Source organism: Streptomyces mashuensis (genome assembly GCF_014654785.1).
Classification (GTDB): Bacteria; Actinomycetota; Actinomycetes; order Streptomycetales; family Streptomycetaceae; genus Streptomyces; species Streptomyces mashuensis.
Genome location: NZ_BNBD01000016.1, coordinates 90,093 through 115,526, shown reverse-complemented (window position 1 = coordinate 115,526; position 25,434 = coordinate 90,093). Strand labels below are relative to the sequence as shown.

Sequence of the window (25,434 nt, the reverse complement as noted above, 5' to 3'; positions counted from 1 at the left end):
TCATGACATCACTTCATTTCCTCGTCGCTGTGCCGAGCCGGGGCCCCACCGGGGGCTCCGGTGTGCGGGACACCGGAGCGGCCGGTGTCCTCCAGCACACTGATGTGGTCGAGCACGACGGTGTTGGCGCGCGTGGCCAGATCCCGGACGACGGCGTTGCCCGTCCTGTCCCGCACCAGCGCCACCAGGCCGAACACCTTGCCGTGCGCGGCCCGCACCAGCTCGGCGAAGGTCCGGTCGAACGCACTGCCCTGCGCCGCCCCGATCCGGTCCAGCCAGCCCTGCTGCTGTGCGGTCGGGCGGTCGGGCAGCGGAACGTCCAGCACCCTGGCGGCCTCGACGGACCGGCGGTCCAGCTCCGTGTGGCCGCCGACGAGGTGCTCCCCCGCGGTCCGCACGCTCTCCGTCGTCCCCCGCTCCTGCGCCAGCCGGCCCGCCGGCTGTTCCCACAGGCCCGCCAGCCGCACCTTGCGCACGAAGTCCCGGTCCAGGGCCGTCAGCTCCCCGTACGGGGTGTCGCGCACCCCGGCGCCGTCGTCGTCCCACACCGGGGCGCCGGCCGCCACCGGCCGCGCCCCGCCGGCCGCCCGGCCGGGGAACAGCGCCACCGGCACGATCAGCGCCACCAGCGTCGCCGCCAGCGCGGCCACCACCAGCCAGGTGCCGAGCGCCCGCCCGGCGCCCGGCCGTCCGCCGTCCGGCACCGCCCACCGGGGCAGCGACCCGGCCGGCCACCTCCGCACGCCGTGCGCAGCCCGTACGCGCATGGCACCGCCTTCCGCTCGCGGGCCGCACGGCACCGCCGCCGGCCGTCGTTCGTGGACGAGCGGCGACGCTAGCCGCCCCCGGGACGCCCCGGACGGACGTTCGCACCATGTGACAAAACCCTCGGCGGCCCGGCGGCGGGCTGTTACGGTCCGCCCGGCAGACGGGTGAGCATCCGGAACCTTCCCCGCGCACCGGAGTTATCAGGACACTTCCCTGCCGGGAAGACCATGCGAACGAAGGACAGGGACAGGGACGTGGACGTGTTCACCAGCGCCATCGCGAAGGGAGCCCTCGCCGTCACGGCCATCGGTCTCATGGCCGCCCCGGCGACGGCCGCGGAGAACAACCGCAGGGACATCGTGAACGGCAACGGAACGGTCTCCGAACACGGCGCCACCCACACCGGCGGCAAGGAGAGCCCGCAGATGACCGCCGTCCAGGGCAGCCTCGACAAGCTCTGCATCGGCGTGGGCAAGGCCGGCATCCAGTCGCTCGCCCTGCTCCTCAACATCGGCGTGCAGGACATCCCCGTCCTCACCTCGCAGCAACAGCAGCAGTGCACCGACAACTCCGTCGTCGCCGACGGCGACGACCCGCTCGCCCACCTGCTCAACGACATCCCCGTCATCTCGGGGAACGGCTCCGCCAACGGCTGAGCCCCCCACCCGTCCCCATCCGCCCCACGAACCGGGCCGCGCACCGCCCTCCCCACGGCGCGGCCCGGCGGATAGCATCCCGGCATGGACGGCGCCGCGTTCGACCCCTGGGACCCCGCCTTCGCCGCCGACCCCTACCCCGGATACGCGCGGCTCCGCGCCGCCGGTCGCGTGCACTGGTTCGAGCCCACCCGCCAGTGGCTCGTCCCCCACCACGCCGACGTCTCCGCACTGCTGCGGGACCGCCGGCTGGGCCGCACCTACCGGCACCGGTTCAGCCACGAGGAGTTCGGGCGCACCCCGCCCCCGGCCGCCCACGAGCCCTTCCACACCCTCAACGACCACGGCCTCCTCGACCTGGAACCGCCCGACCACACCCGCATCCGGCGCCTCGTGGCCCAGGCGTTCACCCCGCGCACCGTCGAACGCCTCGCCCCCGCCGTCGCCCGGACCGCCACGGAACTGGTCGACGGCCTCCTCGCCGACGGCGGCGGCGACCTCGTGAGCGCCCTCGCCGAACCGCTGCCCGTGACCGTCATCGCCGAGATGCTCGGCATCCCCCCGTCCGACCGGCGCCTGCTGCGCCCCTGGTCGGCCGATATCTGCGGGATGTACGAACTCGGCCCCGGCGAGGAGGCCGCCCGCCGCGCCGTCCGCGCCGCCCGCGAGTTCTCCGCCTACCTGCGCGACCTCGTCGCCGAACGGCGCCGCCACCCCGGCGACGACCTCGTCAGCGCCCTCATCGCCGCGCACGACGCGGGCGACCGGCTGACGGAGCAGGAAATGGTCTCCACCTGCGCCCTCCTCCTCAACGCCGGCCACGAAGCCACCGTCCACACCCTCGGCAACGGCTGGTGGGCCCTCTTCCGCCACCCCGAGCAGCTCGCCGCCCTCCGCGCCGACCCCGGCCTGCTGCCCCGGGCTGTCGAGGAACTCCTGCGCCACGACACCCCGCTGCACCTCTTCGAACGCTGGGTGCTCGAGGACATCGAGATCGCCGGCACCCCCGTGCCGCGCGGCAGCGAGGTCGCCCTGCTCCTCGGCTCCGCCAACCACGACCCGGCCGTCTTCACCGACCCCGCCCGGCTGGACCTCACCCGCACCGACAACCCCCACCTGAGCTTCGGCGCGGGCATCCACTACTGCCTGGGCGCCCCGCTGGCCCGCCTCGAACTCGTCACGGCCTTCGGCGAACTGCTGCGCCGGGCCCCGGGCCTGCGCCCGGTCGCCGACCCCGTCCGCCGGCCCGGCTACGTCATCCGCGGCCTGTCGGAACTCCTCGTCGCCTGCTGAGCGGCGCTCAGCAGCACACGGCCGGCTCGGCGGGCGGCGGGGGAAGGAAGCCGGCCGGGTCCCGGTCCGTCGCGGGCTGCACCGGCGGCCGGGGGGAGGGCGGCCGCTCACCGGCCCGGAACCGCACCACGAACAGCAGCGCCCCGGGCGAGCTCAGCGGCGTGCTCACACACATCGTGATCCAGCCCCGCCCGTGCTCCGGATGGCACACGGGCCGTACGTCACCGTCGGGATGGCTGTGACCGATGGGCAGCCCCCCGTGGTACAGGTCCCGGGTGCGCGGGTCGGCCAGGCAGCGCTCCTTGAGCGTCTGGAGCGTCGGGCTGTCGGGCTTCCGGGCCACCGCGGCCCGCAGCTCCGGCACGATGACCGGCGCCCACGACGTCTCCCAGTCGACCAGCACCCGTTCCCGGGCGTCCTCGCTGAACAGGATCCACCAGAACGTGTTCGCCGGCACCCGCCGGCCCGGGAACAGCGAGGAGAACGCCGCGTTGTACGTGAGGATGTTGCCGGCGTAGTCGCACACGTACGCGGCCTCCGCGAAGCACTCGACCACGTGCGTCCAGGAGTGCCCGAGCGCCACGCCCGGGTCCCGGTCGAGCGGGAACGGCGGCTGTTCGCCGTGCACGAACCCGTAGAAGGCGACCCACTCCGGCTCGGTGAACCGCAGCAGGACGGCCACGTCGCGCAGGTACTCCGGCGCCGGGTTGTCGAGCACGCCGCGCTCCAGCCGGCCGTACGTGCCCGGGGCCCGGCAGAGCAACTGGTCCATGTGCGCCTGGGACAGGCCCGGCGACTTGCGGCCCCGGGGGTCGCCGCGCTCGAAACCCAGGCTCTCCGGGCTGATCGCCGCCCGCCGGGCGCTGAGCATCAGGCGGATCGCCGTGGCGTCCATCGTCGTGCCGTCCTTCTCCGGTCCCTTGTGTCCTGTGCCGCCCCCTTTTATTCCAGGCAGGGAAATTACCTGGAAAAAACAGCCGTGGATAAGGGTAGAGCAGGTCGTCCAGGATGGAGGTCCGGCCGCCTTCACCGACCGGCCGCACCGCGGACCTGCGGGAAAGGTGCGTGGACGGTGGTCCTCCACGGGGGTGGGGACCACCGTCCGCGCCGGCTCATCCGGCCGGCGTGCGGGTGTCGTGGTAGACCTGCGCCAGCACGTCCGCCGTCTGGGGCAGGGAGGGCTGGTAGCCGTACGCCGCCACGTTGCCGTCGAGGTACTGCACCACGCCCACGGTGCTGTGGTCCGCCCACACGCACACCGGGATCCGGACCTCGTCGCTCTCGTCCTTCGACTTCTTGCGGGTGTTCCACTTCTGGCACTTCACCACCGTGTCGGCGTCCACACCCGCCGGGGTCTCCTTCTCCGCCGACCCCTCGAACCCGGGCTTCGGGCTCGCCGAGGCATTGCTGTTGGAGGACGCCACGAACCGCAGCACGTTCTCCACCGTGTTGGCCGGGTCCTGGACCTTTCCCCACATGCCGCTGAACCGCAGCACCGCGAGGGGCGTGACGGCGGGGGCCGACTCGTACGCCCGCGCCGTCTTCGTGGCGTCCGCGACACCCAGCCCCGCCAGCCGCGACTGGTCCTCGTCGCCGAAGTAGCCGCCGTCCGTCTGCCCGGGATCGGCCACGAACCGGCCCTGCACCAGGGTCTCCGGCGTGGTGAGGCGGAAGCGCCGCTCCGGCGGCAGCGACGGGGCCGGACCGCCGGACGAGGGGGAGTGCGCCGTCGGACCGGGTATGACGCCGGGCTTGGGGTCCTCCTTGTCCCGCAGCAGCAACAGCCCCCCGGCCACCAGCACGCCCGCCAGCAGGACGACCCCCACCGTGATCCCCACGGCGCGCCCCCGCCGCGGGCCCCCGTACGGCGGCCCCGGCGGCCCGCCGTACGGGGGCGGCAGTCCGGGCTGCGTGGGGTACCCCGGGCCCTGCTGGTACGGCGGCTGGTGCTGGGGCGGCTGCGGAGATACGTCGCCGGACCCCGGCTGGTCGTGGCTCATGGCTGCCTCGGACTCCCCTCCGCGGCGAACGGGCCGGCGGAGAACGTGTCGCACCGCGGGACGGCGCGGGCGGGTGAATCCCGTTACCGTCCCGGAGGCGGGAACCCCTCCGCAAGGACCCGCCCGACGAGTGCTTCCACGCGCCCTCCTCGGTCCCCGTGCGCCGCCCGTGGCTAGGCGCCGCCGCCCTCCTCGCCCTCTTTCTTCTGCCGTTCCTTCTCCTGCGCGTCCAGTTCGCGCATCCGGCGGTGGATCGCGGCCCGCAGGTCGGGGCCGCCCGGTCCGGGGGGACCGCCGCCGGGCGGGGGAGAGGGCGGCGTACCACCCACGCCCAGCTGGTCGATGAGCCGGTGCAGCCGGTCGGCGCGGGCCTCGCGTGCCTCGCGGTCCTCGTCGGGGTCAGTCATCGCCCTCCGCCCCGCCCTCCCACGTGGCCTCCCCCACCGCACCCGTCTGCACCTGCTGGATGTGCTGCTGGAGGACTCCGGCGCGCGAGCCGGCGGACTCCTTCAGCTGGGCGTTCACGGTCCGGGCGGCGGAGAACCGCTCCGACTCCGGCCCCGACGACGCGATACGGGCCACTGTCTTCGTCCGGGAGTCGATCGCCGAACGGAGGCTGCCGGTGCGCTCCGTCAGCACCCCCAGGTCGCGGAAGCGCGGCTGGTCCGTGCCGAACCACACCTGCTGCCACCAGTGCCTGCTCTTGGGGTCCAGCCAGCTGAGGTAGCCGCCGGGCAGGATCTGCCGCGGCCCCGGCAGGTTGCCGCCGAAGCTGTACCGCACGCCGGGCGCGGTGACCGGATCGTAGAAGTGCGGGGTGATGAAGTCGGAGACCAGCATCCCGTTCACCGTGTAGCCGTACTTGGCATCCTCCGGCGGATCGGCCACCTCGACCAGGAATTGCACCACGCCCTGGTCGGGCTTGGGGGACTGGCCGGACACCAGGCGGTTTCCCCACGGGTCGCCCAGCATCTCCAGCATTTCGTGACTGGCCGTCAGCGACCAGGACTCGCTGTACTGGATGAGGGAGAACGGCTGGCCGTCCTTGTCCATGTGCACGCCCGCCGCGCCGGGCTCCCCGATGTCGTCCTTGATGATCATTGGCCAGTAGCCGACGGGGACGTCCTCGACCTTCTCGAAGGCGTCCACGGTGGCCTGGATCTGCCACACGGGGAAGAAATCGCGGGTCGCCTGCTTCTGCAGGGCGGCGGCGACCCGGGTGAGCTGGGACGGTGTGATCCGGTCGGTCTCCGAGACCAGGGCGAGCTGGGTGACGAGCATGACGTGGCTTCCTCCGGGGGGTGGGGCCGGCGCACGAGCCGGGTACGAGGACGGGCAGGTGCGAGGTTCCCGTCCCGTCACCCCATGTGACCGGCCACCGGGGACAACCGACCGGATGGAGCAGGGAGCCCATTCGTGCCCGGCGCGGGCACGGGCCGTCGTCACAGCGGTACGAGGTGGGCCGCCAGCCGGGCCCAGACCGTCTTGCCCGCCTGCCGCGACGGAGGGGAGAAGCCCCACGTCTCGCTGAGCGCGGCCACGATGTGCAGGCCGCGGCCGCTCTCGGCCAGGTCCCGTGGCGCGGCGCACACCGGGGGTACGGGGCTGGGGTCGGCCACGGCGCAGACGAGGCCGTGCTCCTTGCCGATGAGGGCCAGCCAGGCTCTGGGCGGGCAGGCCTCCCCGGGCGGTCCGCCGTCGCGTAACGCGTGCTGGATGGCGTTGGCGACGAGCTCGGCCGAGACCGCGGTGGCCACCTCGACGTAGCGGTCCAGTTCCCACTCGCGCAACGTGCGGTGCAGGAAGCGGCGGGTGCGGGCCGGGCTCTGCGGGTCGGCGCCGAACCGTACCGCGGCGAAGTGCGAGGTGCTCAGGCCCAGGGCCACCCCCCAGTCGTGATGGCTCGAATGGAGAAGCGATTTCAGGGTGGTGGTCACCAGGATTCATCCCCCCGAGGGACGTGGGTTGAAAGGCGGCGGGCCCCGCCCGTCCGACCAGTATGCTCATCGCCGCCGCCGATGCAATTGCAGATGGAATTGCGCGGGCGGCACATTATGGGAACGTGTGTGCGCCCCTGGGGTGTCGTTCTCATGTGCGAACAACGGTGAATATCGAACAACAAAAGAGAGGTGGCGGCGAATGCAGCAGGTCGTCAACGGGATGCCGGCCCATTCGATTCCGGGAGCGGTGTGGACCAAGAGCCGGCGGAGCAACGCCGCGGGCAACTGCGTCGAGGTGGCCGAACTGCCCGGCGGAGGGGTGGCGATCCGTAATTCCCGGCACCCGCAGGGGCCGGCTCTGGTATATACGCGGGCCGAGATCGAGGCGTTCATCGGCGGCGCCAAGGACGGTGACTTCGACTTCCTCGTCGGATGACGCCGGCCGGCATCGTCTGAAGTCGTCCGAAAGGCACCTCCGTTGGGCATGCGTGCGGATCCTCGCGGGACATACTGTGACCTCCGCGTACCGTCGTGTAGGAGTTCGCATGCATGCCCAGCCGCATTCATCGGAGTCGGTGCAGCGCTGCCTGCGGGACCCCCGCTGGGGAACGACCGTGCGGGCCGTGCTGCTCGCCCGGTGGCTGCGTCTGCGGCGCGAGGAGGCGGGTGTCACGCCCGCCGAGGCGGCCCGTCACATCCGCGGCAGCGTCTCCAAGATCAGCCGGATGGAGACGGCGAGCAGCCCCCTCAAGGAACGGGACGTCGCCGACCTGCTCCGCCTCTACGGCGCCCCGGAAACGGAGTGCGCCGAGGCGCTGCTCATGGTGCGCCTGGTCAACGAGCCCGGCTGGTGGCAGCGGTACAACAGCACCGCCCTGCCCCAGTGGCTCCAGACCCTGGTGGGCCTGGAGCGCGACGCCCGGCTGATCCGCACCTATGAAGTGCAGTTCGTGCCCGGCCTGTTGCAGACCCGGGCCTACGCCGACGCCGTCGTCCGCAGCGGTGACGGACTCCTGCCGGGCGAGGGCGTCCGACACCGGGTGGAACTGCGCCTGGCCCGGCAGGAGATGTTCCGGGGCGTGCGCCCGCCGGTCCTCTGGGCGGTGATCGACGAGGCCGTGCTGATGCGCCCGGTGGGTGGCAAGGACGTGATGCGCGAACAGCTGGAGCATCTCCTGGCGGCCACCGACCGGCCGGGCGTGCACATCCAGGTGGCGCCGTTCGAGGCCGTGGCGCAGATCGCGCTCGGGGTGCCGGTGACCCTGCTGCGGTTCGACTCGCCGGCCCTGCCGGACATCGTCTACCTGGAGCACATGACCGACGCCGTGTACCTCGACAAGGACAGCGACGTCGAGACGTACCGGTCGGTCCTGGACAGGCTCGGCACCCTGGCCCTGCCCCCGGCGCGCAGCCGGAAGGCCATCCGCGACGCCCTCGACCGCCACCGCTGAACCGCCGGCGCCCGGCCGCCTCACCGGTCGTCCGGCACGCGCCCGACGCCCCCGTACTCCAGCAGCTCCCGGCCCGGCTGCCGGGGATGGACCTCCGAGTCCGGCCGCCACTGCGCCACCTCCACCACACCCGGCGGCAGGACCTCCAGCCCGTCGAAGTACCGGTCGACGTCGTGCCGCGCCCGGACCCGGCCCCAGCCGCCGCGCGTGGCCTCGCGCATGAAGCCGGTGACGGAGTCGCGGGTCGCCGGGTCGTCGCTGACCAGCTGGCACACCACCAGGCAGCTGCCCGGCGCCAGCCGCCCGGCGACCCGCCGTACGACCGCCCACGGGTCGTCCTCGTCGGGGACGCAGTGCAGTACGGACACGAAGAGCGCCGCGACCGGCTCGCGGAGGTCGAGGAGCCCGGCCACCCGGGGGTGGCCGAGGACGGCGGCGGTGTCCCGCAGGTCGGCCCGGACGACCGCGGTGCGGTCGTCCTCCTCCAGCAGTACCCGCCCGTACGCCGCCACCATGGGGTCGTGGTCGACGTACACCACGCGCGCGTCCGGGTGGACCCGCCGGGCCACCTGGTGGACGTTGTCCTGCGCCGGCAGTCCCGAGCCGTGGTCGAGGAACTGGCGGATCCCCTGCTCCTCCGCCAGCAGCCGGACCACCCGGCGCAGGAACCGCCGGTTGTTGCGGGCGAGGACGGCCGTGCTCGGCGCCCTCGTCAGCAGGTGCGCGCACGCCTCCCGGTCCGCGGGGTAGTTGTCCTTGCCGCCCAGGTAGTAGTCGTGCATCCGCGCCACGCTGGCCACGGTGACGTCGACCCCGCCGGGTAAGCCCGTGTCCTGCCCGTCCATGCCTCCCCCTCGCGCAAGCCGGCGAAATCGCCCGCCGAGCGCCGGAGTTGCCATCGTAGGGAGAGAAAAGACGGATCACGAGACCACGGCCGGGTGAACGGTGCGGGAGGGTGCCGATCACGTCACCCGGCCCCGCGCCCGGTGCGGCGCCGCGCGGGTCAGCCGCCCGCCGGCGGCCCGTCGATGGTGGCGAGGAAGCCGTAGTGGAACGCTTCCCACAGCGGCCGGATCTCGGCGGGCAGGCCGCCCAGCGCGGAGACGAGCAGGCTGGTCGACTCCCACTCGGGCACGGTCGCGCCGTGCAGCAGGTCGTGCACCGCGTCACCGGTCAGCCGGTCGCCGGCGGCCCGGCACAGCTCGGCGTACGGGGGGCTGCCCGCGGCCAGGTACAGCCCGCGCAGCGCCGCCCGCAGCCGGCCGGCCGCCGCGTCGATGGAGTCCCGGGGCGCCGGGGCCAGGCCGTGCCCGGCCTCCCACAGCACCCGCAGCTCGGCCGGGTCGCCGCCCAGCGCGGTGGCCAGCGTCCGCACCACCGGCCACGTGGGCAGCCGCTCGCCGGCCAGGATGCGGGAGACGTAGGAGGGGGACAGGTCGTTGCCGGTGGCCACGTCGCGGAGGGTGAGGCCGCTGCGCCGGCGGAGCTCGGAGAGCACCGCGGCGAGCCGGCGCGCCGCGGGGTCGCCGGTCAGCTCCTCCCGTCCGGCCGCGGCCTCCCACGCGGCCGGTATGTCCTCGCCGGCCGCCTGCGCGGCCCGTTCGGCGTCCCGGCGCTGGAGCCGCCGCCGTATCGCCGCCTCGCCCCAGCGCTGACGGGCCGTCACCTCGCTGACGCAGGCGGCGCGGCTCACGTCGCGCCAGCCGGCGCCGCGCAGCCGGGCGTCGTGCACGGCCGCCGCCTTGTAGCACTCCACCTCGCCCATCAGCTCGTCGGCCGCCCGCAGCAGGACCGCCAGGTCGCGGCCCGCGTGCTCGGCCTCCAGCAGCCGGGCGGCGCACCGCTGGAGGTCCTCCGCCAGCCGCAGCGCGAGCGGGCGCGAGCTGTGCGCGGCGGGCGGTTCGGCCCGGCCGTCGCGGACCCGCTGGGCCCGGCGCCGGCAGGCCGGGCAGCAGTAGACCTTCCGGCGGCCCGGGCCGGGCGTCTGGGGGAACCGCCTGGCACAGACGGGACAGGTGCTCAGGGACGGGTCGGCCACGCGTTCCTCCTGCGGTGCGCGTCTCGTGGTTTCTCTCTCCGTGGGGCGGCTTCTTGCCCGCCGGCGCCTGTCCGCCGGGGGCGGGGCCACGGCACGGAGACGGGCTGCCGAGGGGGCGGGGCGCCGGCCGGCGCCCCGCCCCCGGGACGGCTCAGCCGAGGCGCACGCCCCGGGCGTGCCACGTCAGGCGGCACGCCCCGGCGAGGACCGCCGCCGCGGCCACCGGGGCGGCCACGGGACGGAGGCCGGACACCAGGAGGACGGGCAGCACTAAGACGGCGAGGAACGCACTCACCTCCACGGTGACACTCCAGGAAATTGCACGGTGCACGTGCAGCGGGCTGCTGTTAGCGTCGGGGGCGTCCCGGAGCTCTCGCGTCCGGGACGGTCGGGAAAGGCCGCGCATCGAAAATCCTTCCGCCAGCGGCTGGTACCGGTATGAACACGGACCCCGGACGGGGGCGTCGCCCGTCCGGGGTCCTCTGCGTCAAGGCGAACGTAGCGCCTGCGTCAGGCGTCGCGCCAACGTTGCGGCAATTAATGAAGAACATCAGCCGGAGCGGACAGCAAATACGCTACGGGGCCTTCGCACCGGTTCTTCGTGCCGCCGGAACGCAGTCGGAAATGAAAGAGAACGGGCGTCCGCCGATCACGCGGGGAATGCCGTCCGTTCACTCCGGGACCGCCCTTCGAGGACGGTCGAATCCCTCGCGGGAACGCGCCCGGCCCGGCCAGGATGTCGCCGTCCGCCGAGGCGGGGCGGAGATTTCCGGCCAAGGATTTCCGGCCACGCCCCGGCCCGGCACCGAGGAAAGGAAGACCACCATGGGCCCCATCCGCCGCGTACTCCGTCGGCACGTCCGCCCGCTCGTCGCCGCGCTGTCCCTCACCGCCCTGCTCGTGCCCGCCTCGCAGGCCGCGGCGGCACCGGCCCAGGACCACCCGGGCTGCCCCAACGGCTCGGTGTGCTTCTGGAGCGGCACCGACTACCACGGCACCAGCTGGGAATGGGCCGCGAACAGCGGCTACCGCGACATGCCGCCCGCCCTCCACGACAACGTGGGCTCGTTCGTCGCGAGCACCGACGCCTGCTTCATCAACTGGTCCCCCAAGGAGACGCGCCAGGTGCGCAACGGCGACTGGCGGCGCGCCTACGGCAGCGACTTCGGCGGCCGCATCGACGGCGTCAACGGCGGCACCTGCTGACACCGGCCCCACCGGGGCGGCCCCGGGCGGGCCGCCCCGGCCCGCACATGCCGGGGCCGGCCGGCGGGAAGGTTCCGTCCATGGACCACCTCCCGCACCTGCACCGTGAGACCCGGGCCTTCGAGGCCGCCGCCCGCCGCGCGGCCACGGCCGGCGGCGCCCCGCTCGTGCCCGGCTGCCCCGGCTGGTCCGTCACCGACCTGGTGGCGCACCTGGGTGCCGTGCAGAGACTCGTCACCCACATCGTCCGGGAACGCCTCACCGAGCCCCCCGACACCCTCGCCAACCTCATCAACCGCACCCCGTCCCCCGGCCTCGACCTGTCCTTCCTCCACCTCCCCGCCGACCGCACCGGCTGGCCGGACCCGCCCGAGGACACCCCGCACCTCGGCCCCCTCCCGCCCAGCCTCGTCGACTGGTACGCGGAGGGCGCCGCCGCCCTGGAGGACGCGCTCCGCACCGCCCCGGACGTCCACGTGTGGACCTGGGGACAGGAGCAGACCGTCGGGTTCTGGCGGCGCGTCCAGACGGTCGAGGCCGCCCTGCACCGCTGGGACGCCGAGGGCGCCACCGGCACCCCCGCGCCCTTCGACCCCGCGCTCGCCGCGGACGGCGTCGCCCACCACCTCGACGTCATGGTCCCCGCCCGCCGCGCCTGGCGCGAGGCGCCACCCGGCTCCGGCGAGAGCTACCGCTTCCGGCGGACCGACGGCGACGGCGGCGACTGGACGGTGCGGTTCGACGGCGCGGACGTGGTGCGGGACGTACCGGCCGCCGACTGCGCCGTGGAACTCGCCGGCACCGCCTCGGACCTCCTGCTCTTCCTCTGGAACCGGCTCCCGGCCGACCGCGCCGGCACCGCCCGCGGCGAGACCGCGCTGCTCGCCCGCTACCCCGTGCTCGTACCCCCGGTGTGACGGGCCGTGAAGAAGGGGATGGGCGGCGTCAGGGCGCCGGTGCCGTCGCCGTCTCCGCCTGCACCTTGGGGAGCAGCAGCACGCCCCAGGTGACCACCAGGGCGCCGAGGGCCTCGGGGAGCAACCACCAGCCGGTGCGGGCCCGTTCGCCGTACACCAGCATGCCCAGGGCGAGGCTGATGAGCGCCTCGCCGAGGGTCAGGGCCGGCTGCGAGGCCACCAGCGGGCCGGACTCCATCGCATTGGCCAGCAGGAACAGCGACACCGCGCCGGCGGCGACGAACCCGTACGTCTGCCAGCACCGTACGAACGCGCCCACGCCGTCCTGGCCGAGGACGCCGGTCGCGGCCTTCATCAGCGTGGCGGTCAGGGCGTAGCCGATCGCGGACCCGAAGGCGAACAGGGCCGCGCGGGCCGCGCCCCGGGGCCGGGGGAGAGCGGCGGTCACGCAGAGGGTGACGGCGCCCAGAGTGCTGACCAGGGTCACTGTCCACAGGCCGGCGGAGGCGGTCGAGCGCCCGCCGGAGGGCGACGCGGCCGCCAGTGCCACCCCGAGCCCCGCCGCGATCATGACGGAGGCGGCCCAGCCCCGGGCCGGCAGCCGCCGCCGGAACACCGCGCAGGCCACCAGCAGGGCCACCGGCAACTCCAGGACCAGCACCGGCTGTACCAGCGAGAGCGACCCGAGGTGCAGGGCCAGCGCCTGGCAGGCCGCCGCGCCGACGATGACGGCGATCCCGCCGAGCCATGCCGGGCTGCGCATCAGGTGCCGGAGCAGCCGTGGGCTGAAGGCGTCGCCGGGCGGCACGGTCCGGGCGGCCACCCGTTGCAGGACCGTGCCGGTGGCGTTGGCCACGGCGGTCAGGAAGGCGAACAGGGCGGAGAGGACGGCGGACACGCAGGGATGGTACGCCCGGCCCGGTGCCGGGGCGGGGCGCCGCGACGGGGGCGGGGGTTCCGGTTCCGCCCGGCCGAAAAGCACCGAGGGGCCCGCGGGGGAGGGCGGGCCCCTGTTGTCCGGTGGCGGGATCACGGCTTGCATGGCCCTGCCCACGACCGTGGGCCGTTCGTCGTGGACGAGGGAGGGGAAGTCTTGCGCGAGCCCCGAGCACGCACGGCAAGACGTACGGCAAGACGCAGAGCATGGGGGACCACCGGTGGTGCGGCGGCGCTGATCAGCGCCGCCGCACTTGTCGTTCCGGCCGCCGCGCCCGCCGGTGCGGCCGGCCCGCCGGCGCCCGGCTCCGGCCCGCAGCAGGTGCTGCCCGGCCGGCACACCGCCACGCCCGCGCTGGTCGACGGCCTCCACGAGGAGGCCGGGGGCGGCGGCAGCGCGGCGGACGCCGCGCTCGCCCACCTCGCGGCCCGGCGCGACCGCTACCACATCGCCGATCCCGCCCGGGACCTGAGCCCCCGGCAGACCGTCGCGGCCGGCGGCACCGAGACCGTACGGCTCCAGCAGCGCCACCGGGGCGTGGAGGTGCTGGGCGGCCAGTACGTGGTGCGCATGGAGCGCAAGGGCGGCAAGCGGACCGTCACCGGCACCTCCGGCCGGTACTTCACGGGCCTGAAGACCGCCGTCACGCCCGGGGCCGACGAGGCCCTGGCCGTCGAGCGCGCCGTCGAGGCGGCCGAGCGGCGGCTGGAGCGGGCCGGCACGACCGGGCCGCGCGACGACGCCGAGGACGTGCCACCGCTCACCGGCACCGCCCGCGGCCTGGTCGTCCTGCCCATGGGGGAGGGCGTCCTCACCCGGCACGTCACCGTACGGGGCACGCACCCGGCCACCGGCGAACCCGTGCTGCAGGAGGTGTACGTCGACGCCCGGTCCGGCTACCCGGTGCTCCAGTACAGCGGCATCAAGACCTTCACGCCCGCCGGTGCGGCGCCGGCCACCGCCGCCCGGCGGGGCGGGGCCACGGCTGCCGCCGCGGCGGCAGCCGGCGAGGAACAGCGGGTGACCGGCTCCGGCGTGAAGCAGGACGGCAGGACGGTCGAGCTCCAGCTCGTCCGGGACGACAGCGGCGGCTACGTGATGCGCGACCGCACGCGCACCCGCGGCACCGGCGACGACAACCAGCTGTCCACCTGGGACGCGCGCGGCAAGGACGTCTCCGACGTGTCCGGGCGCTGGCCCGACGGCATCAAGGAGTTCGGCTCGCCCACGCCCGGCTTCGGCAAGGACGCCACCGAGGCCGGCGCCGTCGACGCCCACTGGGCGGCCGGCAAGGTCCACGACTACTACCGCACGGTGCACGGTCGCGACAGCCTCGACGGCCGCGGCACGACGGTGAACTCGCTGGTGGGCGTCACCTGGTTCGGCACGCCGTACGTCAACGCCTTCTGGGACGGCACCAAGATGGTCTACGGCAGCGGCGACGCCGAGTACCGGCCGCTCTCCGCCGGCCTCGACGTCGTCGGCCACGAGATGACCCACGGCGTCGTGGAGAATTCGGCCAATCTCGTCTACGCGGGCCAGTCCGGCGCCCTCAACGAGGCGATCGCCGACTACTTCGGGAACGCCATCAAGACCGACGCCTACGGCATCGCCATGGACAGCCCGGACTCCGGCCTGCTGGGCGAGACCCTGTGCCGCACGAAGACGCCGCGCGCCTGTGCGCTGCGCGACCTCAACGACGGCAGGACCACCTCCGCGTCCTTCCTCGGGGTGGCCTTCGGCACCGACAACGGCGGCGTCCACCTGAACTCCACGATCTTCTCCGGCGCCCTGTGGGACCTGCGCAAGGATCTCGGCCGCACCCTCGCCGACAAGGTCGTCTACAAGGCGCTCACCGAGTACCTCACCCCGCTCGACGGGTTCACCGAGGGCCGTAACGCCGTCCTGGCCGCCGCCCGCGCCCTCGGCGTGCCGGCCACCGGCCTCCGCGCCGCCGAGCGCGCCTTCAACGCCCACGGCATCGTCCCCGACTGGGAACTGGCCATGGGCGTCGACAGCGACCTGCTGCTCGGCAGGCTCAACACCACCGACAGCTCCGTCGGCGCCGGTGGCGGCTGGTGGGTCACCGCCAAGTCCAACGACAGCGGCAGCGAGCCGTACTCCGTGTGGGCCGGGCGCACCGACGGCACCGGGGCGCTGAAGCTCGTCAGCCCCAATGACGGCCGCTACCACGTCAACCCGGCCACCGACGGCAGGACCGTCGTCTGGGAGGCGTACGGGCCCGGCAGCGTCGACCTGCTCGCCCGGCCGCTGGCGGGCGGCCCGGTCAAGAAGCTGCTGTCCGGACGGCGCGGCTGGCACGGCCTCCAGGTCGAGGGCACCCTCGTCTCCTTCTCGCACACCTTCCGCCCCGGCGTCCCCGTTCAGGTGGGCTACCTGCGCCTGGGCGAGACCGAGCCGACCTGGGTCGGCCGGCACAGCCGCCGCGACAGCACCGCCTTCCAGTCCCTGCGCAACGGGAAGCTCTCCTACATCCAGCGCACCTACAGCCGGCCCACCGGCTACCGGTACAGCACCGAGCTCCTCGACATCGCGACCGGCCGGACCACCGTGCTGCCGCAGGCCGGCACGCCGCAGTACCTCGGGCCCACCGCCCTCACCGACCGGTACGTCTTCTGGATCGCGCGCGAGGGCGACGACCAGGCCCGGCGCGCGGTGCGCCGGGCGAACCTCGACGGCACCGGCATGACCGACATCAGCAAGGAGACCGGCCCCGACGCGCTCTTCGCCGGCGCCCTCACCGCCTCCGACGACGCCGTGACCGTCACGGCGTACCACCGGGACTGGGCCTGGCCCGCGCCCGGCAGCCAGTACCGGAACGACATCCTTCCCAAACTGTGGCAGTTCTCCACCGACGGCAGCCGCCGGGACCGCGTCTCCTGCAACCGTGGCGAGCAGTCGCAGGCCGCCGCCGCGGGCGGCCGGCAGGTCGTGTGGATGGACGCCACCACCGGCTACACCGACCTCGTCACCCGCGCCCGCCCGGCGGGCCGCTGCACCTGACCGGCACCCGCCCGCCCCGCCCTCCGGCGGGGCGGGCACCGAGGGTCGGGAGACCCATTCGGCGGGCGAAAAGTGTGTGCGAAGATTCCGTTTCCCGGTCGTCTGATCGGGTGACAAGGGGAAACTTCGTGAGAAAAAAGATACTCAGACCCGCCATCGGCGCGGCTGTGGTCGTGGCCGCGACGGCGGTGCTCCTGCCGGCCGCGGCCATGGGCACCACGGAGAGCGGCAAGTCCGACAGTTCCGGCAAGGCCAACAAGGTGGACCAGGCCACCGCCGACGCCTTCGGCCGGCTCGCCGGAGCCGTCCTGAAGGAGCGCACCTCGGCCGTCGTCGACGGCAGCGGTGCCCGGCACGTGACGGTGCCGAAGGAGAAGAAGGTCCGCCTGTCCGCCGGTCTGGAGAAGACCGAGGACAACGGCCTCTCCTCGCTCCAGAGCCGCAAGAAGCGCCTCGCCTCCCTCGGCGAGGCGTACACCGCGGCCGACACGAAGGTCAGCACCGACCGGGTGGCCGTCAAGGACGGCAGGGCCACGGTGGAGGTCACCGAGACCACCACCCTGAAGTACAAGAAGGTGCACGGCGACGAGCCGGACACCACCGGCTTCCAGGCCCACCACGAGCTGAGCTTCGTCCGGTCGAAGAACGGCACGTGGGAGCTGTCCGGCATCCGCGCCAAGGACGACGGCCTCCGGCCCGTCAACCAGCCCGCGCCCACGCCGTCGACCACCCCCTCCTCCGGCCACCCCAAGGCCGTCCCGGCTGCCACCACCTGGCCGGCGCGCCCGGCGCCCAAGGCGGTGAACACGCTGAAGACCGGTGGCTACGACTACCGGGCCATGGCCGCGTACGCCGAGAAGTACTGGTGGAACTACAACCCGTCCTACCGGCAGTTCAACCACGAGGGCGGCGACTGCACCAACTTCATCAGCCAGGCCCTGCGGGCCGGCGGCTGGAAGGACCAGCCCGGGTCCACCTCGGACTACACGAGCTGGTGGTACAAGAGCTCCGGCCAGAGCGACTCCTGGGTGGGCGCCAACGAGTGGTCGTGGTACGCGCTGTCCTCCAAGCGCGTCACCAGCCTCGCCAACGTCTACCAGCTGGACGTCGGCGACATCCTGCAGATGGACTTCGACCGCGACGGCTCGAAGGACCACTCGATGATCACCACGTACCGGAGCCGCGCCGGCGTCCCGTACCTGACGTACCACTCCACCAACACCTACCGGAAGTCGGTGGCCAGCATCATCGCGTCGTACCCGGACGCGGTGTACTACGCCTACCGCACCTGACGGCGGGCCGGTGAGGCGTGGGGCCCGGCGGTGACCGGGCCCCACGCCCTCCCCCCGTGGACCGTCAGCCGCGCAGCGGCCCCTCACAGACGTAGTCCGCCGTGCCCGCGGCGCGGCCCGACCACAGGTCGACCTTGCCGAAGGAGCAGTTCATGTCGGCGAAGTTGTTGGCCCCGGCCTTCGCCCGGTCGAGGATGAAGTAGTCGACCGTCTCGGACATGTCCTTGAACACCAGGTCCGGGTTGCCCGGGGCGCTCAGGTTCGCCGTGACGCGGCCCGTGCAGGTGAACCGGGGCCGGTCCGCACCACCGGTCGACTTGCAGTCCTCCGGCGCCTGGCCCGTGGCGGCGGCGAAGGACGAGCGCACCGCCGAGGGCGACGCGTCCTGGAGCCGGTTGACCGGCGTGAACGCGGTGGCCGGCACGTACAGGTCCTTGACCTTGCCGATCTGCCGGTCGAGGAACGCGTCGTAGGCCCGCTGCACCGAGGTGTCACGGCCCATCCGGCTGCGCCAGGCGTCGAAGCCCGCCACGTCGTTCGCCCGCAGGTAGCCGTACATCTCCCGGAGCTGCGCGGGGCGCTCGCTCCACAGGAACTCGAAGAACGTGCCGGCGTAGTTGTAGAAGCGGAAGCCGTCGCGCTCGTACTCGGCGTGCAGCAGCTGGTCGACGCTCATCCGCGGCCCGCCGCGCGAGGTGTCGTTGATGATGCCCTGCACCAGCGACTTGCGCACCCGGATGCCGTCGTCGCGGGTGGAGCCGGCGAAGAACTCCGCCGTGCCCTCGTCCATCGCCGTCGTCCGGTCGCCCTGGTACCAGGGGCCCTCGCCGAAGACGCCCGGCACGGCCCAGCGGCCGTTGAGGTAGTGCGTGTACTCGTGGCGGAACAGCTCCTCCAGCGTCAGCGTGGAGTCCTGCGGGACGCGCCGCTCGTACGTGTAGAACGTGGCGCCGTTCTCGATGTAGATGCCGCCGTTCTTGGTGTCCATGCCCGTCAGCAGCGGGTGGTAGATCTCGTAGTCCTGGCGCGAGGCGTACAGGACGATGTTGAGCGTGGCGTTGGGGTCGCCCGCCAGCGGCTTGTCGGTGCCGAGCACCCGGTGGTACTGCGCCTTGACCTGCTTGCTGGCGTAGTAGAGCCGGTCGACGGTCTCCCGGGGCAGGGCGGTGCGGACCTTGATGCCGCCGTTGTCGTACGTGTACGTGCTGGGGAAGAGGCGGCGCTCGATGTCCTCCTTGCACACGCCGTACTGCTTGCACATCCCCAGGTCGTTCAGCCAGCCGACGACCTTGCCCCACGCTTCGCTGCCCTGGCCGAAGGTGCGGACGACGGTGTCGAGCACGCCGCCGAGCGAGGAGGTGATCTCGCTCTTCAGCGCGTCGATCTGGCTGAGCCGGGCGTACTCGTTGACCGCGTCGCGCGCCACCCAGGCGTTGTCCGTGCTCTTGAGGTGGCCGTAGCCCGCGAACGCCTTCAGGGCGGCGCGGTACGCGGGGTCGGCGGCCGCGGCCGCGAGGAATCCGGGGTCCCGGTTGTAGACGCCGAGGTAGCCCACGGACAGCGCGCCCCACGCGGCGCCGCCCCAGCCCGGGTCCTTGGCGGTGTCGGGGTGGGAGGCGTCCATCATGCCGAGCACGCGCTTCATCAGCGGCAGCTGGTACTGGCGCAGCTGGGGGGTGCTGGCGGCGAAGAACGCCTCGCGCAGGGTGAGCCCGTTGGTGTTCGTCGCGTCGAAGGTGTGCGAGCCGAGGCCGAAGTAGTAGACGGCGCGGCGCACGGCCTCCACGGTCTGTGCGTCGGTCAGGTCGATCTCGTCGTGCGAGAAGTCGTGGTAGGCCGCGGCGTGCAGGTAGGTGAACAGCTCCAGCAGGTGGGCGGTGTTTTTCCCGTCGTGCCAGTAGCCGTAGCGCTCGGCGCGCTGGGCGACGGCCCGGACGTTCTCCCGGGAGAAGACGCGGGTCATCCGTGAGTCCCAGGTCCACAGGACGTCGCGCAGGCAGCCGTCGGCGGTGACGGCCGGGTCCTGGAGGAAGTCGGCGAACTGCTCGGGGGAGAGCCGGGAGATGCCGTCGACGGTGCAGGTCACGGTGGTGCCGCCGACGGTGACGCGCGGGGCGGCCTGGGCCAGGCCCTTGGCCTTGGCGTCCTTGCCTGCCTTGCCGTCCTTGGCCTTGGCCGGCCCGGGCACGCTGCCGCCGGTCAGGCCGCCGGGGGCGCTGGCGGACTGCTCGGCCGGCTTCGGCGCCTTGGCGAGCCGGGTGACCTCGTCGAAGGGGTTGGCCGTGGGCGTGTCGGCCCGTACGGCCGAGGGCGCGGTGGCGGGGGCGGCGGGCCGCTCGGGGGAGGGGGCCGCGAAGCCGGGCTGGGCGGCGGTGGCGCACAGGGTCACGGCTATGGAGGTGGTGAGGAGGGAGGCGCGCAGGGATCTGCGCACGGTGGTGGAGTGGAACACCGATGAACTCCAGATGTGGGAGGTGTGAGGGGGGTGCGCACGTCGAACGGTGCGCACCCCGGGGGTTCATGGGGCCGACGGGGCGTCAACTGCCGCGTGGGGGACGGCAGGAGTGGGGGCGCCGAGCCGGAACCATGTGATGCGTAAGGTAGTAATGTGAAATGTTACTGACAACCCCTTAACTGCGTTTGAATCCTCAAGGAACTCCGTGGAGGGGCCCGTGCGAAGAATCGTTCAACCCCGCCCAGCACTCCCGGCCCTGCTCTCGGCGGCCCTCGCCGCCCTCCTGCTCCTGTGGCCACCGGCCGTCCACGCCGCGGACCGGACCGGCCCGCCCCGCGACGATCCGGCAGCGTGCGCCCTGCCCGGCGCCACCGGCTGGACCGACGAAGGCCACGACACCGACCACTCCGTCTTCCAGCGCCCGGCCGGCACGCTCCAGGTCGCCATGGTCTTCGTCGACTTCCCCGACGCCCCCGCCACCGAGCCGCCCGCCACCCACGGCGCCCGCGTCACCGCCGGCGCCGACTGGCTCTGGTACGCCTCCTACGGCAAGGTCTGGCCCGCCGTCACCGCCCACCCCCACTGGGTGCGCATGCCGCGCCCCTCCACCGCCTACGGGTTCGCCCGCGGCCTCACCCACGAGGCGCACGAGGCCTACCTGCGGGACGCCGTCACCGCCGCCGACCCCGGCGTCGACTTCTCCCGCTACGACATGGTGTACGTCGTCGCCACCCGCACCGCCCCGGCCATCTCCTTCACCCCCACCTACCTGTACGAGCCCGGGACGCCCGGGATCGTCGCCGACGGCAGGCGCGTGCGGTGGGCGGTCACCTTCGGCCAGGACATGTGGCGCTGGGACCGGCGGCTGGCCGCCCACGAGACGAGCCACACCTTCGGCCTGCCCGACCTCTACGCCTTCGAGGCCGGCACCGACCCCCACCGCTTCACCGGCGGCTGGGACGTCATGGGGCTGATCGCCGGGGCCGGTTCGCAGTACCTGGCCTGGCACTCCTGGAAGCTCGGATGGACCACCGACGGCCAGATCCGGTGCCGCGCCTCGCGCGGCGGCGACACCGTGCGCCTGACCGCGGTCGAGTACGCCGAGGGCACCAAGGCGGCCGTGGTCCGCACCGGGCCCACGACCGCGTACGTCGTCGAGTCCCGCCGGGCGGTGCGCAACGACGCCGGGGCGTGCGCGAGCGGTGCTCTCGTCTACCGGGTGGACTCCTCGGTCCCCACGGGGCAGGGCCCGGTCCGGGTGCTGGACGCCCACCCCGGCAGCACCCCGCCGGCCGGCTGCCGTCCGCTGGACGACGCGCCCTACCGCCCCGGGGAGTCCTTCACCGACCCCGCCGCGGGCGTCCGCATCGACGTCCTGGCCGCCGGCGCCCTCGGCGACACCGTGCGCATCACCAAGAACTGAACGCCCGGGGAAAGCCCGGCGCCCGGGCCCTGGATCCCCCCACGGAACCAGGGCCCGGGCCGCCGCACCGGCCGTCGCTCAGCCGGTCTCCGGGAAGTGGCAGGCCACTTCCCGGCGTTCACCCGGGACCGGCACCCGCAGCAGCGGTGCCTCCCGGCGGCACACGTCCTGGGCCTTCGGGCAGCGGGGATGGAAGGTGCAGCCCGGGGGCGGGGCCGCCGGGCTCGGCGGGTCGCCGGCCAGGACGATGCGTTCCCGGGCGCGCTCCGCCGCCGGGTCCGGCAACGGCACGGCCGACAGCAGGGCCCGGGTGTAGGGGTGGGCCGGGGCCGCGTACACGCGGTCCTTGTCGCCGATCTCCACGATCCGGCCCAGGTACATCACCGCCACCCGGTCGCACACCCGCTTGACCACCGCCAGGTCGTGGGCGATGAACAGGCACGCCAGGCCCAGTTCGCGGCGCAGCCGGTCCAGCAGGCCCACGATCTGGGCCTGCACCGAGACGTCCAGCGCCGACACCGGCTCGTCCGCCACGATCAGCCGCGGGCCGGTGGCCAGCGCGCGGGCGATGCCGATGCGCTGCGCCTGGCCGCCGGAGAAGGCGTGCGGGAAGCGGTCGAGGTGTTCGGGGACGAGGCCGACCAGCTCCATCAGCCCGGCGGCCCGCTCGCGGGCCTCGGCCGCGGGGACGCCCTGCACCAGCAGGGGGTCGGCGACGATGCGGGCCACGGTCTGGTGCGGGTTGAGGGAGGAGTGCGGGTCCTGGAAGACCATCTGGAGCTCGCGGCGGAGCGGCTTCAGGGCCCGCTGCGACAGCCGGCTGATGTCCCGTCCGGCGTAGACGACGGAGCCGGCGGTGGGCTCCAGCAGCCGTACGATCATGCGGCCGGTGGTGGACTTGCCGCAGCCGGACTCGCCGACCAGGCCCAGGGTCTCGCCCGGTGCCAGGTCGAAGGAGACGCCGTCGACGGCGCGGACGGCGGCCCGCCGGCGGCCGCGCCGGCCGGGGAAGGTCATCGTCAGGTCCCGGACGGCGAGCAGGGGCCCGGCGTCCGGTCCGGTTTTCGGTCCGGTGGTCGCGGTCATCGGGGGCCTCCGGGGGCTGGGGCGTCGGTGTGCAGGGGGAGGTGGCAGGCGACGAGGTGCCCCTGGGAGGCCGTGAGGGCTGGGCCGGTGTCCTCGCAGCGGGCCCGTTCGGCCGCCGGCGCGGCGGCGGCCCGGGGGCAGCGCGGCGCGAAGGCGCAGCCGGGGGTGGGGGCCAGCAGGGAGGGCGGGCTGCCGGGGATGGCGCGCAGCGGCGCGTCGTCGGGGTCGTCGAGGCGGGGGAGGGAGTCGAGCAGGCCCCGGGTGTAGGGGTGCGCCGGGACGGTGAACAGGGCGTCCACGGGCGCCTGTTCGGCGGCGCGGCCGCCGTACATCACGAGGACGTCGTGGGCGACGCGGGCGACGACCCCCAGGTCGTGGGTGATGAGGACGACGGCGAGGCCGCGTTCCTGCTGGAGGCGGGCGAGGAGTTCGAGGATCTGGGCCTGGACGGTGACGTCGAGGGCGGTGGTGGGTTCGTCGGCGATGAGCAGGTCGGGTTCGCAGGCGAGCGCCATGGCGATCATCACGCGCTGGCGCATGCCGCCGGAGAACTGGTGCGGGTACTCGCCGGCGCGGCGCGCCGGTTCGGGGATGCCGACCTCGCCGAGCATCTCGACGGCCCGCCGGCGGGCGGCGGCACGGCGGGAGCCGAAGTGGACGCGGTGGTGTTCGGCGATCTGTTCGCCGACCGTGTAGGAGGGGTGGAGGCTGGAGAGCGGGTCCTGGAAGATCATGGCCATGCGGCGGCCGCGCAGCCGGTTGAGGTCGCGTTCGGGCAGGCCGGTGAGTTCCCGGCCGTCGAGGACGACGGAGCCGGTGACCCGGGCGCCGGTGTGCAGGCCCATCACGGCGAGGGAGGTGACGGACTTGCCGGAGCCGGACTCGCCGACGATGCCCAGGGTCCGTCCGCGGTGCACCGTGAAGCCCAGGGAGTCCACGGCCCGGACGTCGCCGCGCGGGGTGGGGAAGGTGACGGTCAGGCCGGTGACGGTGAGCAGGGGCGGTTCGGCGGCCATCAGTACCTCACTCGCGGGTCGGCGACGGCGTAGAGCAGGTCGACGGCCAGGTTGGCGACGACGATGAAGGCGGCCGACAGCAGCGTGACGCCGAGCACGACCGGCTGGTCGCCGGTGGTCAGCGCGCCGTAGAAGAGGCGCCCGACGCCGGGGAGGCCGAAGAGGGACTCGGTGATGACGGCGCCGGCGAGCAGTCCGCCGAGGTCCATGCCGAAGAGGGTGAGGACCGGTGTCATGCCGGTGCGCAGTCCGTGCTTGACGACGACGGTGCGGCGCGGCAGGCCCTTGGCGCGGGCGGTGCGGACGTAGGGCTCGGCCATGGCCTCGATCATCGAACCCCGGCTCTGCCGTGCGTACATGGCGGCGTACAGCAGGGCCAGCGCGGTCCAGGGGAGGAGCAGGTTGGACGCCCAGTGGGCGGGGTCCTCGCCGAACGGGACGTACTGCGGGTAGGGCAGCAGACCGGTGAGCCGTACGACGCCGTGGATGAGCATCATCGAGGTGAAGTAGACGGGCAGGGACGCGGCGGCGACGGCGCCGACCATCAGGGCCCGGTCGGTGAGGGTGTCCTTGCGCAGAGCCGCGGTGACGCCGGCGGCGAGGCCGAGCAGCAGCCAGAGCGCGGCGGCGCCCAGGGCGAGCGAGGCGGAGACGGGCATCCGGTCGGTCAGGAGGTCCCAGACGGCCTCGGAGTTCTCGTACGAGTAGCCGAGGCAGGGGAAGGAGCAGTGCACGGCGTAGCGGCCGCTGCCCAGGGTGCGGCCGGTGAAGATGCCGGTGACGAAGTCCGTGAACTGCTGCCACAGCGGCCGGTCCAGGCCCATGTGGGCGCGGATGGCCTCCAGCCGTTCGGTGCTGCAGGATTTGCCGCAGGCGGCGGCCGCGGGGTCGGAGGGCAGGACGTAGAAGATGGTGAAGGTGACGGCCGCGATGGCCAGGAGCACCCCGGCGGCGGCGAGGAGCCGGCGCCCGATGTAGAGGATCATGCGCGGCCGCTCCGGGGGTCGAGGACGTCGCGGAGGGCGTCGCCGAGGAGGGTGAAGGCGAGCACGGTCAGGAAGAGACAGGTGCTGGGGACGGCGAAGTACAGGGGATCGGTGTCGTAGAAGGCGACGCTCTCGGCGATCATCTGGCCCCAGGAGGGGGTGGGCGGGCGGACGCCCACGCCGAGGTAGCTCAGGGCCGCCTCGGTGGCGATCATGCCGGGGACGAGCAGGGTGGTGCAGGCGATGACGGGCCCGGCGACGCCGGGCAGCACGGCGCGGGTGAGGATGCGCCAGGGGCCGGAGCCACCGACGCGGGCGGCGTCGACGTATTCGCGGTGCTTGAGGGAGAGGGTCTGGCCGCGGACGACGCGGGCGACGCCGGGCCAGCCGAACAGGCCGATCACCGCGGTCATCAGCAGGATGCGGTTGACGTCCCGGGCCACCGACATCATCGCGATCATGAAGATGAGGGAGGGGAAGGACATGGTGAGGTCCATCAGCCGGGAGAGCAGGGCGTCGGTGCGGCCGCCGAAGTAGCCGGCGGCGATGCCGGCCGCCGTGCCGGCGACGACGACGATCGCGGTGGCGGCGAGGGCGATCAGCAGGGAGACCCGCGCGCCGTGCACGAGGCGGGCGAACAGGTCGCGGCCGGTGACGGGTTCGACGCCGAGCCAGTGCTCGGCCGAGATGCCGCCGAACGGGCCGACGGGCTGGCCGCCGAGGTAGGGGTCGACGGCGCTCTTGTCGAACTCCTCGGGCGACCAGCCGCAGAGGGCGCTGAGCAGCGGTGCGGCGGCGGCCATGAGGAGGAAGAGGACGACGACGGCGAGGGAGATCTTCACGGAGGCGCGGCGGCGCAGCTCGGCGCGGGCGAGCCGCCAGGGTCCGGCGGCGGGTGCGGCGGCCGCGGCGGGGGTCGGGGCGGTGGTGGTCATGGTCGCTGTCC

24 protein-coding genes are annotated in these 25,434 nt (G+C 73.7%); 9 read left to right on the top strand and 15 right to left on the bottom strand.

Annotated elements, in window-relative coordinates:
• Window positions 1-8: 8 nt before the first annotated feature.
• A complete protein-coding gene (locus IE305_RS28055; RefSeq protein ID WP_190132586.1) occupies window positions 9-767 on the bottom strand; it encodes a DUF4142 domain-containing protein in 759 nt (252 codons plus the stop codon).
• 255 nt (window positions 768-1,022) lie between these two features.
• On the opposite strand from IE305_RS28055, the gene IE305_RS28050 reads away from it, so the two are divergent.
• Window positions 1,023-1,424 (top strand): rodlin, encoded by a 402-nt coding sequence (locus IE305_RS28050; protein WP_373311767.1) that lies wholly within the window; start codon window positions 1,023-1,025, stop codon window positions 1,422-1,424.
• Window positions 1,425-1,508: 84 nt separating this feature from the next.
• Window positions 1,509-2,717, top strand: a complete 1,209-nt coding sequence (locus IE305_RS28045) for a cytochrome P450 (RefSeq protein ID WP_190132584.1) — start codon at window positions 1,509-1,511, stop codon at window positions 2,715-2,717.
• 7 nt (window positions 2,718-2,724) lie between these two features.
• Here IE305_RS28045 and IE305_RS28040 read toward each other — a convergent pair whose 3' ends face one another.
• The 5 genes from IE305_RS28040 to IE305_RS28020 all read right to left on the bottom strand — a co-directional run bounded on the left by IE305_RS28040 (window position 2,725) and on the right by IE305_RS28020 (window position 6,654).
• On the bottom strand, window positions 2,725-3,612 hold the full coding sequence (locus IE305_RS28040; RefSeq protein WP_190132583.1) for an MmyB family transcriptional regulator: 888 nt from the start codon (window positions 3,610-3,612) through the stop codon (window positions 2,725-2,727).
• A gap of 217 nt (window positions 3,613-3,829) precedes the next feature.
• Window positions 3,830-4,717, bottom strand: coding sequence for a hypothetical protein (locus IE305_RS28035; protein WP_190132582.1), 888 nt, complete (start codon window positions 4,715-4,717; stop codon window positions 3,830-3,832).
• Window positions 4,718-4,890: 173 nt separating this feature from the next.
• Complete coding sequence (locus tag IE305_RS28030) at window positions 4,891-5,124, bottom strand: hypothetical protein (protein WP_190132581.1); 234 nt, start codon at window positions 5,122-5,124, stop codon at window positions 4,891-4,893.
• Window positions 5,117-5,998 (bottom strand): hypothetical protein, encoded by an 882-nt coding sequence (locus tag IE305_RS28025; protein ID WP_190132580.1) that lies wholly within the window; start codon window positions 5,996-5,998, stop codon window positions 5,117-5,119. Before IE305_RS28025 ends, IE305_RS28030 begins: the two co-directional genes overlap by 8 nt.
• Before the next feature lie 161 nt (window positions 5,999-6,159).
• A complete protein-coding gene (locus tag IE305_RS28020; protein WP_190132579.1) occupies window positions 6,160-6,654 on the bottom strand; it encodes an ATP-binding protein in 495 nt (164 codons plus the stop codon).
• 202 nt (window positions 6,655-6,856) lie between these two features.
• Between IE305_RS28020 and IE305_RS28015 the strand changes: the two genes are divergently transcribed.
• Window positions 6,857-7,093, top strand: a complete 237-nt coding sequence (locus tag IE305_RS28015) for a DUF397 domain-containing protein (RefSeq protein WP_190132578.1) — start codon at window positions 6,857-6,859, stop codon at window positions 7,091-7,093.
• A 109-nt stretch (window positions 7,094-7,202) separates the two neighbouring features.
• Complete coding sequence (locus IE305_RS28010) at window positions 7,203-8,108, top strand: helix-turn-helix domain-containing protein (protein WP_190132577.1); 906 nt, start codon at window positions 7,203-7,205, stop codon at window positions 8,106-8,108.
• A 20-nt stretch (window positions 8,109-8,128) separates the two neighbouring features.
• On the opposite strand, the gene IE305_RS28005 is transcribed toward IE305_RS28010, so the two are convergent.
• The 3 genes from IE305_RS28005 to IE305_RS27995 all read right to left on the bottom strand — a co-directional run bounded on the left by IE305_RS28005 (window position 8,129) and on the right by IE305_RS27995 (window position 10,447).
• On the bottom strand, window positions 8,129-8,953 hold the full coding sequence (locus IE305_RS28005) for an SAM-dependent methyltransferase (protein WP_190132576.1): 825 nt from the start codon (window positions 8,951-8,953) through the stop codon (window positions 8,129-8,131).
• A 158-nt stretch (window positions 8,954-9,111) separates the two neighbouring features.
• Window positions 9,112-10,146 (bottom strand): helix-turn-helix domain-containing protein, encoded by a 1,035-nt coding sequence (locus IE305_RS28000; protein WP_190132575.1) that lies wholly within the window; start codon window positions 10,144-10,146, stop codon window positions 9,112-9,114.
• Between the two features lie 151 nt (window positions 10,147-10,297).
• Window positions 10,298-10,447: a hypothetical protein gene (locus IE305_RS27995; protein ID WP_190132574.1), complete on the bottom strand. Its 150-nt coding sequence runs from the start codon at window positions 10,445-10,447 to the stop codon at window positions 10,298-10,300.
• Between the two features lie 524 nt (window positions 10,448-10,971).
• Between IE305_RS27995 and IE305_RS27990 the strand changes: the two genes are divergently transcribed.
• Window positions 10,972-11,352 carry a peptidase inhibitor family I36 protein gene (locus tag IE305_RS27990; protein ID WP_190132573.1) on the top strand — a complete coding sequence of 127 codons (381 nt, stop codon included), beginning with the start codon at window positions 10,972-10,974 and terminating at the stop codon, window positions 11,350-11,352.
• An 80-nt stretch (window positions 11,353-11,432) separates the two neighbouring features.
• The gene (locus tag IE305_RS27985; RefSeq protein ID WP_190132572.1) at window positions 11,433-12,269 is read left to right on the top strand and encodes a maleylpyruvate isomerase family mycothiol-dependent enzyme; all 837 of its coding nucleotides are present in this window, start codon (window positions 11,433-11,435) and stop codon (window positions 12,267-12,269) included.
• A gap of 28 nt (window positions 12,270-12,297) precedes the next feature.
• Here the strand turns inward: IE305_RS27985 and IE305_RS27980 are convergent, their stop codons facing one another.
• Window positions 12,298-13,167, bottom strand: a complete 870-nt coding sequence (locus IE305_RS27980; protein WP_190132571.1) for a DMT family transporter — start codon at window positions 13,165-13,167, stop codon at window positions 12,298-12,300.
• Window positions 13,168-13,362: 195 nt separating this feature from the next.
• Here IE305_RS27980 and IE305_RS27975 point away from each other — a divergent pair, with 195 nt between their 5' ends.
• Complete coding sequence (locus IE305_RS27975) at window positions 13,363-16,230, top strand: M4 family metallopeptidase (protein WP_373311766.1); 2,868 nt, start codon at window positions 13,363-13,365, stop codon at window positions 16,228-16,230.
• Between the two features lie 128 nt (window positions 16,231-16,358).
• Window positions 16,359-17,522, top strand: a complete 1,164-nt coding sequence (locus tag IE305_RS27970; protein ID WP_229891616.1) for an amidase domain-containing protein — start codon at window positions 16,359-16,361, stop codon at window positions 17,520-17,522.
• Window positions 17,523-17,586: 64 nt separating this feature from the next.
• Here the strand turns inward: IE305_RS27970 and IE305_RS27965 are convergent, their stop codons facing one another.
• Entirely contained in the window at window positions 17,587-19,974 is a 2,388-nt protein-coding gene (locus IE305_RS27965) for a collagenase (protein ID WP_190132569.1), read from the bottom strand.
• Between the two features lie 220 nt (window positions 19,975-20,194).
• On the opposite strand from IE305_RS27965, the gene IE305_RS27960 reads away from it, so the two are divergent.
• Window positions 20,195-21,400 (top strand): M6 family metalloprotease domain-containing protein, encoded by a 1,206-nt coding sequence (locus tag IE305_RS27960; protein WP_229891614.1) that lies wholly within the window; start codon window positions 20,195-20,197, stop codon window positions 21,398-21,400.
• 78 nt (window positions 21,401-21,478) lie between these two features.
• Here the strand turns inward: IE305_RS27960 and IE305_RS27955 are convergent, their stop codons facing one another.
• The 4 genes from IE305_RS27955 to IE305_RS27940 are packed head-to-tail and all read right to left on the bottom strand — an operon-like array spanning window position 21,479 to window position 25,423.
• Window positions 21,479-22,486, bottom strand: a complete 1,008-nt coding sequence (locus IE305_RS27955) for an ABC transporter ATP-binding protein (protein ID WP_190132568.1) — start codon at window positions 22,484-22,486, stop codon at window positions 21,479-21,481.
• On the bottom strand, window positions 22,483-23,502 hold the full coding sequence (locus tag IE305_RS27950; protein ID WP_190132567.1) for an ABC transporter ATP-binding protein: 1,020 nt from the start codon (window positions 23,500-23,502) through the stop codon (window positions 22,483-22,485). Before IE305_RS27950 ends, IE305_RS27955 begins: the two co-directional genes overlap by 4 nt.
• Window positions 23,502-24,488: an ABC transporter permease gene (locus IE305_RS27945; RefSeq protein WP_190132566.1), complete on the bottom strand. Its 987-nt coding sequence runs from the start codon at window positions 24,486-24,488 to the stop codon at window positions 23,502-23,504. Before IE305_RS27945 ends, IE305_RS27950 begins: the two co-directional genes overlap by 1 nt.
• Window positions 24,485-25,423 carry an ABC transporter permease gene (locus IE305_RS27940; RefSeq protein ID WP_190132565.1) on the bottom strand — a complete coding sequence of 313 codons (939 nt, stop codon included), beginning with the start codon at window positions 25,421-25,423 and terminating at the stop codon, window positions 24,485-24,487. The genes IE305_RS27945 and IE305_RS27940 overlap by 4 nt, the downstream gene beginning before the upstream one ends.
• Window positions 25,424-25,434 lie beyond the last annotated feature (11 nt).